This window comes from Streptomyces sp. NPDC023573 (assembly GCF_055559735.1).
On record NZ_JBVHKB010000003.1, the window covers coordinates 788428 to 803039 of the forward strand.

Sequence of the window (14612 nt, forward strand, 5' to 3'; positions counted from 1 at the left end):
CAGCACCACGCACACGCCAGCACCTTGCAGAAGGAGCAACCGATGCCCCCGTCCCCCAGCACCGCACGCCCCGAACCTGTCGACTACGTGATCGTCGGAGGCGGCACCGCCGGCTCGGTCATAGCCTCCCGCCTCACCGAGGACCCCGACGTCACGGTCACCGTCATCGAGGGCGGCCCCACCGACATCGACCGCGAGGACGTCCTCACCCTCCGCCGCTGGCTCGGCCTTCTCGGCGGCGACCTCGACTACGACTACCCCACCACCGAACAGCCCCGCGGCAACTCCCACATACGGCACAGCCGCGCCCGCGTCCTCGGCGGCTGCTCCTCGCACAACACGCTGATCAGCTTCAAGCCGCTGCCCGGAGACTGGGACGAGTGGGCCGAGGCCGGTGCCGACGGCTGGGACGCCGCCGCGATGGACCCCTACTTCGCCCGGCTGCGCAACAACATCGTGCCCGTCGACGAGAAGGACCGGAACGCCATCGCCCGCGACTTCGTCGACGCCGCTCAGGCGGCGGCCGGTGTCCCGCGCGTGGACAGCTTCAACAAGAAGCCCTTCCACGAGGGCGCCGGCTTCTTCGACCTGGCCTACCACCCGGAGAACAACAAGCGTTCCTCCGCATCCGTCGCCTACCTCCACCCGCACATCGAGGCCGGTGACCGCCCCAACCTCTCGATCCTGCTGGAGACATGGGCGTACCGCCTGGAGTTCGACGGCAACCGGGCCACCGGAGTGCACGTACGCACCAAGGACGGCGAGGAGAGGCTGCTGCGCGCCGCCCGTGAAGTCATCGTCTGCGCGGGCGCGGTGGACACGCCCCGGCTGCTGATGCACTCCGGGATCGGCCCGGCGAAGGACCTCACCGCGCTCGGTATCCCCGTCCTCCACGACGCACCGGGAGTCGGCGAGAACCTGCTCGACCACCCCGAGTCGGTCATCGTCTGGGAGACCGACGGGCCCATCCCGGAGAACTCCGCCATGGACTCCGACGCGGGCCTGTTCGTGCGGCGCGACCCCGGGTCCCGGGGCCCCGACCTGATGTTCCACTTCTACCAGATCCCCTTCACCGACAACCCGGAGCGCCTCGGCTACGAGAGGCCCGAGCACGGTGTGTCGATGACCCCGAACATCCCCAAGCCGCGCAGCCGCGGCCGCCTCTACCTCACCAGCGCCGACCCCGAGGTCAAACCGGCCCTGGACTTCCGCTACTTCACCGACGAGGACGACTACGACGGCCGCACCCTGGTCGACGGCATCAAGCTCGCCCGCGAGATAGCGAAGACCGAACCGCTGGCCCACTGGCTCAAGCGCGAGGTGTGCCCGGGTCCGGAGGTCACGTCCGACGAGGACATCAGCGAATACGCCCGCAAGGTCGCGCACACCGTCTACCACCCGGCCGGCACCTGCCGGATCGGCGCCGAGGGCGACCCGGCGGCCGTCGTCGACCCCCAGTTGCGGATCCAGGGCCTGGAGGGCATCCGGATCGCCGACGCGTCCGTCTTCCCCGCCATGCCCGCGGTGAACCCCATGATCGGCGTGCTGATGGTGGGCGAGAAGTGCGCCGAGCTGATCCGAGCGACCCCGACCACCGGAGGCGATGTCCGATGACCGAAGCCAGTACCCCTGTGTTCAGCGTCAAGGACCTCTGGAAGGTCTTCGGTCCCAAGGCCGACCGCATCCCCGGCAGTGAGTACGCCGCTCTGCCCCCCGCCGAACTGCGCGAGCGCACCGGCTGCACCGCCGCCGTGCGCGACGTCTCCTTCGACGTCCGGAAGGGCGAGGTCTTCGTCGTCATGGGCCTGTCGGGCTCCGGCAAGTCCACCCTCGTACGCTGTCTGACCAGGCTCATCGAGCCCACCAGCGGTTCCCTCGCCATCGACGGCGAGGACGTCCTGGCCATGGACACCACCCGGCTGCGCGAACTGCGCCGCCACCGCGCCGCGATGGTCTTCCAGCACTTCGGACTGCTCCCGCACCGCACCGTCCTCGACAACGTCGCCTACGGGCTGGAGATCCAGGGCCTCGGCAAGGCCGAACGCCGGGCCAAGGCCGCCGGACTGGTCGAGAAGGTCGGCCTCGCGGGCCTCGAGGACCGCCGCCCCGCCCAGCTCTCCGGCGGTCAGCAGCAGCGCGTCGGCCTCGCCCGCGCACTCGCCGTCGACCCGTCCGTCCTCCTCTTCGACGAACCGTTCAGCGCGCTCGACCCGCTGATCCGGCGCGAGATGCAGGACGAGGTCGTCCGGCTGCACCGCGAGGAGGGCCGCACGATGGTCTTCATCACGCACGACCTCAGCGAGGCGCTCCGCCTGGGTACCCGCATCGCGCTGATGCGCGACGGCGGCATCGTCCAGCTCGGTACCCCCGAGGAGATCGTCGGCTCGCCCGCCGACGACTACGTACGCGAATTCGTCCGGGACGTCCCGCGCGAACAGGTCCTCACCGTCAGCACCGCCATGCGCCCGCCGACCGCCGGCGAGGGCGACACCGGTCCCGCCGTCCGGCCGGGCGCCACCGTCTCCGAAGCCATCGAGGCCGTCGCCCGCTCCGGCGACCCGGTAGCCCGCGTCATGGAGGGCGGCAGGCTGCTCGGAGTCGTCGACCACGCGTGCCTGCTCGACGTGGTCGCGGGTTCGGAGCCCCGCGAGGTGGCTGTCTGATGGCCACCGCCCAAGCCACCACCCGTACCGCGTCCGGACCCCCGGGGAGCGGCCCCCTCGCCGCCCTGCGCGCCAGGCCCGCCCTCGGCAAGATCCTCCTGCTGCTGGTGATCGCCGCCGTCGCCGTACCCTTCGCGCACGCCCGCTGGGGCGGCGGACTCTGGCCCGGCGCCCTGACCGTCGACCTGAGCGGTCCGCTCGGCGAGGTCAACGACTGGATCATCGGCAACCGTGACAGCCACCCGCTGTTCCTCTACTTCTTCGGCCACATCAGCAACGCCGTCGTCCTGTCGGTGCGCGGGGTCTACCTGGCACTGCTCGCACTCGGCTGGGCCGGCGTCACCGCCGTCGCCGCGCTCGTCGCCTGGCGTACGGCGGGATGGCGCCTCGCGCTGACCGCCGGCGCCTCCTTCCTCGTCTGCGGGCTGCTCGGCATGTGGGTGCCGACCATGCAGACCCTCGCCCTGATGACCGTCGCGGTCCTGACCTCCGTGGTGCTGGGGCTCCTCCTGGGACTCGCCGCCGGCCTCTCGGACCGTACGTTCCGTGTCCTGCGCCCCGTCCTGGACACCATGCAGGTGCTGCCCGCCTTCGCCTATCTGCTGCCCGTCGTGCTGGTCTTCGGCATCGGCGTGCCCGGCGCGGTCCTCGCGACCGTCGTCTACGCGGCTCCGCCGATGGCCCGGCTCACCGCACTCGGACTGCGCGGCGCCGACGCGGGCGTCATGGAGGCCGTCGCCTCGCTCGGCGCGACCGGCAGGCAGCGCCTGCTCAGCGCGCGCCTGCCGCTGGCCCGCAAGGAACTGCTCCTCGGCCTCAACCAGACCATCATGATGGCGCTGTCCATGGCCGTCATCGCTTCCGTGATCGGAGCCGGCGGCCTCGGCGACCGCGTCTACCAGGCGCTCTCCTCCGTCGACGTCGGCGCCGCGCTCGCGGCGGGCATCCCCATCGTGCTGCTGGCCGTCGTGCTGGACCGCACGACCGAGGCGGCCGGCCGGAAGATCGGTACGGAACCCACCGGTCCACAGGCGCTGCGCGGGGCACGCGGCTGGGGGCTCGCCGCCCTCGCCGCCGCCGCCGTAGCCGTCGTGGGCCGCTTCACGGGTGGCCGCATCTGGCCCGAAGGCGGCATCGTCGCCATCGCGGAACCGGTCAACACGGCCAAGGACTGGATGGTCGACCACCTCTACACCGGCATCCCCGTCATCGGCGGCACCGCCGACTGGGCCGCGCACTTCACCAACTGGATCCTCAACCCGCTCCGCAGCGGACTGCAGGGCCTGCCCTGGTGGGGCGTACTGCTGATCGTCGCCGCCCTCGCCTGGACCATCGGCACCTGGCGGACCGCACTCACCGCCGTGCTGGCCATGGCCGCCATCGGGGTCCTCGGCGTGTGGGACCTGTCGATGGACACCCTCAGCCAGGTCATCGCCGCCGTCGCCGTCACCCTGGTCCTGGGCTTCGGCATCGCCGTCGGCGCCGCGCGCAGCAGGCGCCTCGAAACGCTGCTGCGACCCGTCCTGGACGTCTTCCAGACGATGCCGCAGTTCGTCTACCTCATCCCGGTCGTCGCCCTCTTCGGCGTCGGCCGCGCCCCCGCCGCCGCGGCGGCCGTCGTCTACGCGCTCCCCGCCGTCGTCCGCATCACCACCCAGGGACTGCGGGGCGTCGACCCCGCCGCGATGGAGTGCGCCCGCTCGCTCGGCGCCACCAGCGGCCAGCAACTGCGCCAGGTCCAGATCCCGCTGGCCAGGCCCGCCCTGCTGCTGGCCGTCAACCAGGGCGTCGTCCTGGTCCTCGCGGTCGTCATCATCGGCGGTCTCGTCGGCTCCGGAGCACTCGGCTACGAGGTCGTGTTCGGCCTCGCCCAGGGCGACCTGGCCACCGGCCTCGTCGCGGGCGCCGCCATCGTCTGCCTGGGGCTGATGCTGGACCGCGTCACCCAGCCCACCGCCCGCCGCCAGCGGAAGGAGAGCTGACATGGCTCGCACCCGTACCCGCGCCCGCCTCCGTACATCCGCGATCGTCGCCTCCGCCGGCGCGCTGCTGGCCGTCACCGGCTGCGGAGCGGCCGACATGACCAAGCAGGCCTCACCGTTCGCGGCCCCCGCCGACATCAAGACGGTGACCCTCTCCGTCCAGTCCTGGGTCGGCGCGCAGGCCAACGTCGCCGTCGCGCAGAAGATCCTGGAGGACGAACTCGGCTACCGCGTCGACCTCGTCCAGACCGACGAGGTCCCCGCCTGGGACGCCCTCAGCCAGGGCCGGGTGGACGCCATCCTGGAGGACTGGGGCCACCCCGACCAGGAACAGCTGTACGTCAAGGACAAGAAGACCATCGTCTCCGGGGGAGACCTCGGAGTCACGGGCCACATCGGCTGGTACGTCCCCAAGTACTGGGCGGACGAGCACCCTGACGTCACGGACTGGAAGAACCTCGACAAGTACGCCGACGAGCTGCGCACCGCGGAGAGCGGCGACAAGGGCCAGCTGATGGACGGTTCACCGTCCTACGTCACCAACGACAAGGCGCTGGTGAAGAACCTCGGCCTGGACTACAAGGTCGTCTTCGCCGGCTCCGAGGCCGCGCAGATCACGCAGATGCAGCAGTTCGCCAAGGAGAAGAAGCCCTTCCTCAGCTACTGGTACCAGCCGCAGTGGCTGTTCAACGAGGTGCCGATGGTCGAGGTCGAGCTCCCGGAGTACTCCGACGCCTGCGCGGCCAAGGACCCCGCGGACATCGACTGCGCCTACCCGACGACACCGCTCCAGAAGTACCTCAACGCGGACTTCTCGAAGCGTGGCGGGGACGCCGCCGCCTTCCTGAAGAAGTTCACGTGGTCGGAGAAGGACCAGAACGAGGTCTCCGAACTGATCGCCTCCGAACGCCTGACCCCCGACGAGGCGGCAGCCCGCTGGATCGAGAAGCACCCGGCCACCTGGAAGAAGTGGCTGGAAGAGTGATCTGAGCCGGGACACCTTCCGCCCCCGTCAGCCGCCGCGGCACCTGCCGCGGCGGCTGACAGGCGTCGGGGAACCTCGGCCCGCGTGCGGGCCGTGCTCTTCCTAGGATCCCTCGCTCGCGAGACCCGCCCCGCCGCGCGCACGCGCCGCCACCATCAGCGTCGCGGCGACCAGCGCGGCGGCCAGGAGACCGGTGGTGAGCACCGGGAGCGGGGTGAACGTCATGGCCAGTACGGCGAGGACGGCCACCGGGTGGATGAGGTCGTTACGGCTGCGGAGTTCGTCCGCGCGGTGGTGCAGCAGCCACACCAGGGTCACGAAGACGGCCACGGGGATGGTGAAGGTGGCCGCGGCGGCGTGGTCGGAGAGGTGGCCGTGGCCGGTGGCGTGGGCGACGTTGACCGCGAGACCGGCGCCGACCGCGGCGGCCGAGGCGAAGACGGCGTAGTGGCCGTAACCCCAGAGGATCGCGGACCGGAGGCCGGTGAGCTTCCGGGGGGCGTTCTGGGAGAAGTAGAGCCACCACAGGGCGAACACGGTCACGACGCCGCCGACGACCAGGGTCGCGATGTCACCGAGCGCCGCCTCGTCGTCGAGGGCGGTCCGGACGGCGAGGGTGGCCGCGGTGATGGTCTCGCCGAGCACGATGAGGGTGAACAGACCGTACCGCTCGGCGATGTGATGAGGGTGCCAGGTGGTCATGGCCGCCTTCTCGGCCCACACGGGGACGGCGATCTCGGCCAGGACCAGGACGGCGAACGACGGCAGACCCCAGTCCTCCGGCAGCGCCAGGCGGCCGACCCAGCCGACCTGCACGATCAGGATGCCGACCGCGTAGCGCACACAGGACCGCCGCCGTTCGGTGTCCGAGCGGGCGGCCCGCAGCCACTGGGTGACCATGGCCAGCCGCATGACCACGTAGCCCCATGTGATGACGGCGAAGTCGTTGTTCTGGAGGGCGTCGGCCGCACCGGCCGCCAGGATGAGCGCACCGGTGATCTGAACGAGTGTCAGCAGCCGGTACGGGACGTCGTCGGTGTCGTAGGCGGAGGCGAACCAGGTGAAGTTCATCCACGCCCACCAGATGGCGAAGAACACCATGGCGTAGCCGAGGACCCCGTCGCCGAAGTGGCCTTCGGCGAGTTCGTGCTCGAAGGCCAGCGAGGCCTGGGCTACAGCGGCGACGAAGCACAGGTCGAAGAACAGCTCGAGCGTGGTGGCCGTGCGGTGTTCCTCACCGGTGTGGCGGGCGACCATCGGCCGGTGCCATGCGCCCTTGGCGGGGTGTGACTGACTCATTCTTACCCGGTTCTCAGCGGTGGGGGAGACGTTTCAGGTCCGGCCGGTCCCCGGGCGGCCGGGCCTGTCGACGCCGACCGCGCAGGCCACCGGCCTGGTCGGTCGGCTCGACGGACACCGGCAACGTTACGAGCGGGCGCCGCGAGCACGCAACGCAGGGGGGCGACCGGCGGGTCCGTGTCCGGACTCCCGTCAGCGCACGGCGTGGTCCTCCGTGGCCCCCGGCCGTTCGAACTGCGTGCGGTGCAGCTCCTCGTACCGCCCGCCGGCGGCCAGCAGTTCCTCGTGCGTGCCGCGTTCGACGACCCGGCCTTCCTCGACGACCAGGATCAGATCCGCTGCCCGCACCGTCGACAGCCGGTGCGCGATGACCACGGCCGTACGGCCCTCCAGCGCCTCGGCCAGTGCCTCCTGGACGGCCGCCTCCGAGGTGGAGTCCAGGTGGGCGGTCGCCTCGTCGAGGATCACCACCCGCTGACGGGCCAGCAGCAGCCTGGCGATGGTGAGCCGCTGGCGTTCGCCTCCGGAGAGGCGGTAGCCACGCTCGCCGACGACGGTGTCCAGTCCCTCGGGCAGCGACGCCACCAGGCCGTCCAGGCGGGAGCGCCGCAATGCGTCCCAGATCTCCTCCTCGGTGGCCTCCGGCCGGGCGAGCAGCAGATTGGCGCGCACCGACTCGTGGAAGAGGTGCCCGTCCTGGGTGACCATGCCGAGCGTCTCCCGGATCGAGTCGGCCGTCAGATCGCGTACGTCCACCCCGTTCAGCCGCACGGCGCCCGCGTCGGCGTCGTAAAGCCGGGGGAGGAGCTGCGCGATCGTCGACTTCCCGGCTCCGGAGGAGCCCACGAGTGCGACCATCCGGCCCGGACCGGCTGTGAAGGAGACGTCGTGCAGCACCTGTGCGCCGCCCCCGGAGTCCAGCGTGGCGACCTCTTCGAGCGAGGCGAGGGAGACCTTGTCGGCGGTGGGGTAGCCGAAGGAGACCCCGTCGAACTCCACGGAGACCGGCCCGTCCGGCACCCGGCGGGCGTCGGGCTTCTCGGTGATCAACGGCTTCAGGTCGAGGATCTCGAAGACCCGCTCGAAGCTGACCAGGGCGCTCATCACCTCGACCCGGGCCCCTGCCAGTGCCGTGAGGGGGGCGTAGAGCCGGGTGAGGAGCAGGGCCAGCGCGACGATCGCCCCGGGCTCCAGGCTGCCGCGCAGCGCGTAGTAGCCGCCGAGCCCGTAGACCAGTGCGAGGGCCAGCGCCGAGACCAGGGTGAGCGCCGTGATGAAGGTGGACTGGAGCATCGCCGTGCGGATGCCGATGTCACGCACCCGGCCCGCGCGGGCGGCGAATTCGGCGGACTCCTCGGCAGGCCGTCCGAAGAGCTTGATGAGGGTCGCGCCCGGCGCCGAGAAGCGCTCGGTCATCTGGGTTCCCATGGTGGCGTTGTGGCCGGCGGCCTCCCGCTGGAGACCGGCCATGCGCGAACCCATCCGGCGGGCGGGGACGACGAACACCGGCAGCAGTACCAGGGCGAGCAGGGTGATCTGCCAGGAGATCGTGAGCATCACGGCCAGGGTCAGCAGCAGGGTGACGAGATTGGAGACGACGCCGGAGAGCGTGTTGCTGAACGCCCGCTGGGCGCCGATCACGTCGTTGTTGAGCCGGCTGACCAGCGCACCGGTCCTGGTGCGGGTGAAGAAGGCGACGGGCATGCGCTGCACATGGTCGAAGACGGCGGTACGCAGATCGAGGATCAGCCCCTCGCCGAGGGTGGCCGAGAGCCACCGGGTGAGAAGCCCGAGCCCCGCCTCGGCGACGGCGATCAGGGCGATCAGCAGGGCGAGCCGGGTGACCGTCCCGCCCTCCTCGCCCCGCACGATCGCGTCGACGACCCGTCCGGCGAGCACCGGTGTGGCCACCGCCAGCAGAGCGGTGACCACGCTGAGGAGCAGGAAGCGGAGAATCCTGTCCCGGTGCGGCCGGGCGAAACGTCCGATGCGGCGCAGCGTGGCGCGGGAGAGGGGTCTGCGGTCCTGCTGCGCGTTCACGGTGCTGTGCAGTGAATGCCACGCGGTGACTTCCATGTCCATGCGGTGCCTCCGGGAAAGTCGGTCGGTATGCGTGGCACGCTAGGACCTCAAGTAAACCTGAGGTCAAGTGTTCCCGGCCGGCTTCACCCGTCGGCGCGTTCAGCGCGCCCGTACGGTCGCCATGACCTCCCGGTCGGGCTGCAGGGTCAGCGTCGGCACGGGAGCGACGGGGCCCGGGTCCACCTCCAGCCGGAACCGGCGCGCCAGGACGGCGAGGATCAGCACCGACTCCACCATCGCGAAGCGCGTACCGAGGCAGACCCGGGGCCCGCCGCCGAACGGGAACCAGGCGTACTCCGGGATGTCGTCCCCGGCCTTCGCGTCCCAGCGCTCCGGGCGGAACGCCTCGGGCTCCGGGAACCACCGTTCGTCCCGGTGCGTGGCCCACTGGCTGCTCCACACCCGCGTGCCTTCCGGCATCGGCACGCCGCCGATCCGGGCCCCCTCCTTGGCGATCCCGGTGACCAGCCAGATCGTCGGATACAGCCGGAGCGTCTCCTTCACCACCGCCTGGGCGTACGGCAGCCGGGCGTAGTCGTCGATCCCCGGCTCCCGGTCGCCGAGGACCCGGTCCAGCTCCTCGGTGAGCGCCGCCAGGGCGTGCGGAGTGCGGGAGAGGAGGTACCAGGCCCACACCAGCGTGGAACTGGTCGTCTCGTGGCCGCCGATGTAGAGCGTGACGGTCTCGTCGCGGATCTCCTGGTCGGAGAGGTGGGCCCCGGTCTCGTCCACCGCGGTCAGCAGCCGGCTGAGCAGGTCGGGTCGCTCCCCGTCCCCGTCGCGGTGCCGGGCCACCACGCGGGCCACCTCGGCGTCGATCACCGCCGCGGCCTTCCTGATCCTGGCCCGCCCGGGTGTGGGCACCCAGTCGGGCAGGACGGCGCCGAGGCCGCTGAACTCCTTGCCGATCTCCTGCTGGGCGATGTCCATCGCGCGGCCCATCGACTCAGCGTCGGCCGGGGTGTCCACCCCGAAGATGGTGCGGACCGCGATCCTCTGCGTCAGCGCCGCCATCTCCCGCTTGATGTCGACGCGTTCACCGCCCGACCAGGTGTCGGCCAGCTCCACCGCGCACGCCGCCATCGTGGAGGCGTACGACTTCACCTGCTTGGGCCGCACCGAGGGCTGGACCAGCGACCGCTTGCGCCGCCAGTCGGTGCCGCGCGCGACGACGACGCCGTTGCCCATGACCGTACGGAAGGCGATGCCCAGCAGCGGCTGGTCGAAGGTGCGTTCCGTCTCGGTGAGCAGTTCCCCGACGCACCCGGGATCGGCGACGAAGACGCAGTCGTTGCGGCCGAAGCGCCAGCGGACCATGTCCCCGTATCCGCGCAGCCGCTCGAAGAAGGCCAGGGGGTCCTTGCCGAACTGAGGCAGGCTCCCGAGCAGAGGGAGGCCCCTCGGCCCCTGGACGATCCGGTGGCCGCGCGGCTGGGCGTCGAGGGCCGCACCGGTTTCCGTGGACATGAGGGTCTCCCGTCATCTGCCGTGCGCAGTACGTGAGTTGCAGAGCCTAACGGCAGTCGGCCATGGGTTCGAGCGGGATCCTGGTGTGCCCGAGGGCCGCAGGCGGTGTCGCCTGCGGCCCTCGGATCCGGCGCTGCGCGATCAGACCCCCGGCGGGACCCGCGAAGGACGTCCGCCGCCGCGGGTGAGCCCGTGACCGAACACCGCGGCCAGCGCCGCGAGTACACCTCCGCCGACGGTCCACAGCCAGCGGTCGGTCCACCATCCGGAGGACCAGCCGTCCTCCGGCTCGCCGGCGGCCGGGACGCCGCCCTGTGCGGAGGTGACGGAGATGCCCGGCACCAGGGGTTCGGCGAGGGAGCCGCCCACGTCATGGGCGCCGCCCTGGCCGTCGGAGGCGACCTCGGTCTCGACGTGTACGGGAAGACCGAGGTCCTCCTCGGCCAGGCCGACCACCGTCAGACGCACGTAGTAGGTGCCGGGCAGCGGGTCGGACGCCCACGGCTCGGACCAGGCGCGGACCGTACGCAGGACGCAGGACAGCTCGACGGTGCCCGCGTCCGGTGCCGCCTTCCTGGTCTGGTGGCCGTACATGCAGGCCTGCCGGCGGCGGAGCCCGTCGTAGACGTCGACCTGCCAGGTCGACGCGCCGTGCCGGGTGGCGCTCTCCGGAAGGCTCACCTTCGCCCGGACGGTGGGGCGCTCGCCGGAGTCCGCGGGGAACGACCAGTAGAGGTAGTCCCCCGTGGAGGCGTCGGCGGTGGCCGTCTGCTCCTGGCGCATCGCCGTGGCGGTGCGGAACGTGGTGCCGGCCTCGGTCGGTCCCGCCGTCCCGTCCTCCGCGGGGCTCGCGCTCGCGGACGGATCGTCGGCGGCGGCGGCGCCCGCCGAGGTGAGCAGGGTGACGGCGGCCAGGAGAGCGCCCGCGCACGCGCGTCCGAAGGTGGTTCTGCGGGTGGTACGCATCAGTTGGTCCTCCATACGGCAACGCGCCAGCGCGAGATCCAGCCGAACAGCAGACCCGCGATCAGTCCGGTCAGCACCATGACGCCCAGCAGCCACCAGCCACGGCCCAGGCCGAAGGCGGCGACGTCGGAAGGGTCGTCGGGAGCGTCCACGACGTCGATGGTGAGCTCGACGGGCATGCCGGGGGTGGTCTTCACGGACGGGGGCGCCGAGAAGGAGTTGCTGAGCTGGAGACAGACGGCCTCGGCGGCGGGCTTCACATCGGAGTCCGCGTCGTCCTGTTCGGGCTTCGGGTAACGCAGCCCGGTGGAGACGGCGTCCGTACGCCCCGTGCCGGACTCCGAGCCCCGGACGATCTCGCGTCCGTGGGCGGTCACCGCGCGCAGCAGGATCCCGTAGTCGTCGTTCACGGCGCGGTCCGCCGCCACGCTCACCGAGGCGCGCAACTCCTGGCCGGGCAGGACGTCCACCCGGTACCAGCGGTGCTTGCCGATCTCCTGGCGGTCGGTGTAGAGCCCGGCCTTCAGCTCCGGGGCCGCGGAGCAGCTGCCCGCTCCCTCGGTCGCCACGGGGGTGATGACGGGCTCCGCGGCACGGTCCACCAACTGCTTGACGCGCCCCGAGAGTTCGTCGGTGTGCTGGACCGCCGTGTAGGTGCCGCCGGTGGCCTCGGCGATGCAGGTCAGCTGCTGGCGGATCTTGGCGTTCGGCACCAGGCCCAGCGTGTCGATGACCAGGTGGATCCCCCGGGCGGCGATGTCGCGCGCGACCTCGCACGGGTCGAGCGGGCCGCAGGTGTCCTCGCCGTCGGTGATCAGGACGATCCGCCGGGTGGCGTCGCCGCCCTCGAGGTCGTCGGCGGCACCGAGCAGGGCGGGACCGATCGGTGTCCAGCCGGTCGGCGTCAGGGTGGCGACGGCGGTCTTGGCCTCGGTACGGTCCAGCGGACCGACGGGGTAGAGCTGCTTGGTGTCCTTGCAGCCGACCTTCCGGTCGTCACCGGGGTAGTCGGCGCCGAGTGTACGGATGCCGAGCTCCACCTCCTCGGGCACCGCGTCCAGGACGTCGTTGAACGCCTGCTTGGCGGCGGATATACGGGACTCGCCGTCGATGTCGCGGGCGCGCATGGAGCCGCTGACGTCAAGGACCAGTTCCACCTTGGGTGACGCGGCGGTGGAGGGTTCGTCTGCGGCGGCCGGAAGGGCGGTGCCGAGCCCGGCGGCCAGGGTGGCGAGCAGGACGCACACCCCGGCCGTCAGCCGTTTTCTTATGATCATCGCCGGATCCTATTGAAGATCCGCGGCCATCCCCAAAACGCGTGCGCCGGACGCGATTTCGGGGTCCGGCCTCATCCGCCGAGCAGAGGCTCCGCGGCCTTGTCCAGCACCGAACCGACGCGCTCCCAGGTCTCGGTGTCCCGTTCCGAGGGCGGGAGTTCGGCGTCGTCCGACGTGGCGTTCCAGCGCGTGGCGATGGCGACCGGGTCGCCGCCGCCCGCCGCGGAGGCGGCCAGGGCTGCCGCGCCCAGTGCGACCAGTTCGCCGCTGCCCGGCACGATCAGGGGCCGGCCGGAGAGCCGGCGTACGGTCTCCACCCAGGTGCGGCCCTGGGCGCCGCCGCCGATAAGCCGCAGTGGCCGGCCCGCGACCTCGGGGTCGGCCGGGTCGAGGCCGCAGGCCAGCAGAAGCTCGTCGAGCGCCCGCAGGATGGTGAAGGCAGCGCCCTCGTACGCCGCGCCCAGCAGCTGCTGCGGTGTGGTGTCGTGCCGGAGCCCGGTGAGGAGCCCGGAGGAGGTGGGCAGGTCAGGGGTGCGCTCCCCGTCGAGGTACGGGAGGAGGACGGCCTCACCGCCCGGCGTCGCGTCGTCGCGGTGCAGCCCCAGCAGGGAGGCCACCTTGTCGACGGCCAGGGTGCAGTTGAGGGTGCAGGCCAGCGGGAGGTACGTACCGTCGGCGGCGGCGAAGCCGGAGAGGGCCGTGGACGCCGGACGGGTCCGGGAGGCGGCGAAGACCGTGCCGGAGGTGCCGAGGCTCAGGACCGGATGGTCAAGCAGCCCCTCCCCGCCCAGGCCGAGACCCACCGCGGCGCTCATGTTGTCGCCGGTGCCGGCCGCGACCGCGATCCCGGCCGGCAGGCCGAGCGCCTGCGCAGCGGACTCTGTGAGGGAGCCGATCCGGGTCCCGCCTGTCGCCGCGACCTCGGGCAGCATGGAGAGGTCCAGGCCGAGCCGGTCCAGCAGTTCCGGGTCGTAGGCGCCCGTGGCGGTGGAGTACCAGCAGGTGCCCGACGCGTCGCCCGGGTCCGTCGCGGCGACGCCCGCGAGCCGCTCCGTGAGGAAGTCGTGGGGCAGCCGCACGGAGGCCGTCGCGTCGGCGTTCGCCGGCTCGTTCTCGCGCAGCCACCGCCACTTCGTCGCGGTCATGGAGGCGACGGGCACCGTGCCCGTGCGCGCGGTCCACGCCTCGGGACCGCTCAGCTCGGCGACGAGCGCGGCGGCCTGGGGCGCGGAACGCGTGTCGTTCCACAGGAGCGCGGGGCGCAGCGGGCGGCCGGCCCGGTCGAGGGCCACGAGTCCGTGCTGCTGACCCGCGACGGCGATCCCGATGACGCAGGACGCGGAGAGACCGGACTCCTTCAGCCCGGCCGCCACGGCGTCGCACAGCGCCCGCCACCAGACCTCGGGGTCGGTCTCGCGTGCCCCGCCCTCACCGGTGACGACGTGCTGGGCGCGGCCGACGGCCAGCAGCTCACCGGTCTCGGTGTCCGTGACTGCGGCCTTCGTGGACTGGGTGGAGCTGTCCACGCCGATGACGACGGTACGCGGCGGCATGGGCTACCTCTTCTCGTGCGGTTTCCGGCGGTGCGGGTTTTGGGAGTGCGACAAACAAATTACGTGATCGGTGGCGTCCGGAACAGAGGCGGCCCCCGTTTCACCTCCGGGGGGTTACGTCCACGCGGTGCCGTGTGCATAATTAATCATGTCAGTGAACAAATAGGTTCGGGTACTGGCGACGGCTCCGGACCCCAGGCAGGCGAAGGCGGACACATCATGACGGATCGCTTCACCCCCACTCCCGCGGACAGGTTCACCTTCGGTCTCTGGACCGTGGGCTGGCGTGGCAACGACCCGTTCGGTGACGCGACGCGTCCCGCGCTGGACCCGGTCGA

At 71.7% G+C, this 14612-nt stretch carries 10 protein-coding genes; 4 read left to right on the top strand and 6 right to left on the bottom strand.

The window, feature by feature from the left end:
• The first annotated feature begins 42 nt into the window (after positions 1–42).
• The 4 genes from ACZ32T_RS13855 to ACZ32T_RS13870 are packed head-to-tail and all read left to right on the top strand — an operon-like array spanning position 43 to position 5630.
• Positions 43–1614 (top strand): GMC family oxidoreductase, encoded by a 1572-nt coding sequence (locus tag ACZ32T_RS13855; RefSeq protein ID WP_467366963.1) that lies wholly within the window; start codon positions 43–45, stop codon positions 1612–1614.
• The gene (locus tag ACZ32T_RS13860; protein ID WP_467366965.1) at positions 1611–2663 is read left to right on the top strand and encodes a quaternary amine ABC transporter ATP-binding protein; all 1053 of its coding nucleotides are present in this window, start codon (positions 1611–1613) and stop codon (positions 2661–2663) included. Before ACZ32T_RS13855 ends, ACZ32T_RS13860 begins: the two co-directional genes overlap by 4 nt.
• A complete protein-coding gene (locus ACZ32T_RS13865) occupies positions 2663–4645 on the top strand; it encodes an ABC transporter permease (RefSeq protein ID WP_467366967.1) in 1983 nt (660 codons plus the stop codon). The genes ACZ32T_RS13860 and ACZ32T_RS13865 overlap by 1 nt, the downstream gene beginning before the upstream one ends.
• A 1-nt stretch (position 4646) precedes the next feature.
• Positions 4647–5630 (top strand): ABC transporter substrate-binding protein, encoded by a 984-nt coding sequence (locus ACZ32T_RS13870; protein ID WP_467270082.1) that lies wholly within the window; start codon positions 4647–4649, stop codon positions 5628–5630.
• Between the two features lie 102 nt (positions 5631–5732).
• Here the strand turns inward: ACZ32T_RS13870 and ACZ32T_RS13875 are convergent, their stop codons facing one another.
• The 6 genes from ACZ32T_RS13875 to xylB form a co-directional block, all read right to left on the bottom strand.
• Complete coding sequence (locus tag ACZ32T_RS13875; RefSeq protein ID WP_467270084.1) at positions 5733–6929, bottom strand: low temperature requirement protein A; 1197 nt, start codon at positions 6927–6929, stop codon at positions 5733–5735.
• 192 nt (positions 6930–7121) lie between these two features.
• Entirely contained in the window at positions 7122–9011 is a 1890-nt protein-coding gene (locus tag ACZ32T_RS13880; protein ID WP_467270086.1) for an ABC transporter ATP-binding protein, read from the bottom strand.
• A 99-nt stretch (positions 9012–9110) separates the two neighbouring features.
• Positions 9111–10478, bottom strand: coding sequence for a cytochrome P450 (locus tag ACZ32T_RS13885; RefSeq protein WP_467366969.1), 1368 nt, complete (start codon positions 10476–10478; stop codon positions 9111–9113).
• Between the two features lie 141 nt (positions 10479–10619).
• Positions 10620–11444, bottom strand: coding sequence for a hypothetical protein (locus tag ACZ32T_RS13890; protein WP_467366971.1), 825 nt, complete (start codon positions 11442–11444; stop codon positions 10620–10622).
• Entirely contained in the window at positions 11444–12721 is a 1278-nt protein-coding gene (locus ACZ32T_RS13895) for a VWA domain-containing protein (RefSeq protein ID WP_467366973.1), read from the bottom strand. The genes ACZ32T_RS13890 and ACZ32T_RS13895 overlap by 1 nt, the downstream gene beginning before the upstream one ends.
• Positions 12722–12792: 71 nt before the next feature.
• Complete coding sequence (xylB, locus tag ACZ32T_RS13900) at positions 12793–14274, bottom strand: xylulokinase (protein WP_467366975.1); 1482 nt, start codon at positions 14272–14274, stop codon at positions 12793–12795.
• Between the last annotated feature and the right edge of the window lie 338 nt (positions 14275–14612).

Coding starts and splice junctions, on each gene's coding strand:
- ACZ32T_RS13855 (WP_467366963.1), top strand. CDS start 43: ATGCCCCCGTCCCCCAGCACCGCACGCCCCGAACCTGTCGACTACGTG.
- ACZ32T_RS13860 (WP_467366965.1), top strand. CDS start 1,611: ATGACCGAAGCCAGTACCCCTGTGTTCAGCGTCAAGGACCTCTGGAAG.
- ACZ32T_RS13865 (WP_467366967.1), top strand. CDS start 2,663: ATGGCCACCGCCCAAGCCACCACCCGTACCGCGTCCGGACCCCCGGGG.
- ACZ32T_RS13870 (WP_467270082.1), top strand. CDS start 4,647: ATGGCTCGCACCCGTACCCGCGCCCGCCTCCGTACATCCGCGATCGTC.
- ACZ32T_RS13875 (WP_467270084.1), bottom strand. CDS start 6,929: ATGAGTCAGTCACACCCCGCCAAGGGCGCATGGCACCGGCCGATGGTC.
- ACZ32T_RS13880 (WP_467270086.1), bottom strand. CDS start 9,011: ATGGACATGGAAGTCACCGCGTGGCATTCACTGCACAGCACCGTGAAC.
- ACZ32T_RS13885 (WP_467366969.1), bottom strand. CDS start 10,478: ATGTCCACGGAAACCGGTGCGGCCCTCGACGCCCAGCCGCGCGGCCAC.
- ACZ32T_RS13890 (WP_467366971.1), bottom strand. CDS start 11,444: ATGCGTACCACCCGCAGAACCACCTTCGGACGCGCGTGCGCGGGCGCT.
- ACZ32T_RS13895 (WP_467366973.1), bottom strand. CDS start 12,721: ATGATCATAAGAAAACGGCTGACGGCCGGGGTGTGCGTCCTGCTCGCC.
- xylB (WP_467366975.1), bottom strand. CDS start 14,274: ATGCCGCCGCGTACCGTCGTCATCGGCGTGGACAGCTCCACCCAGTCC.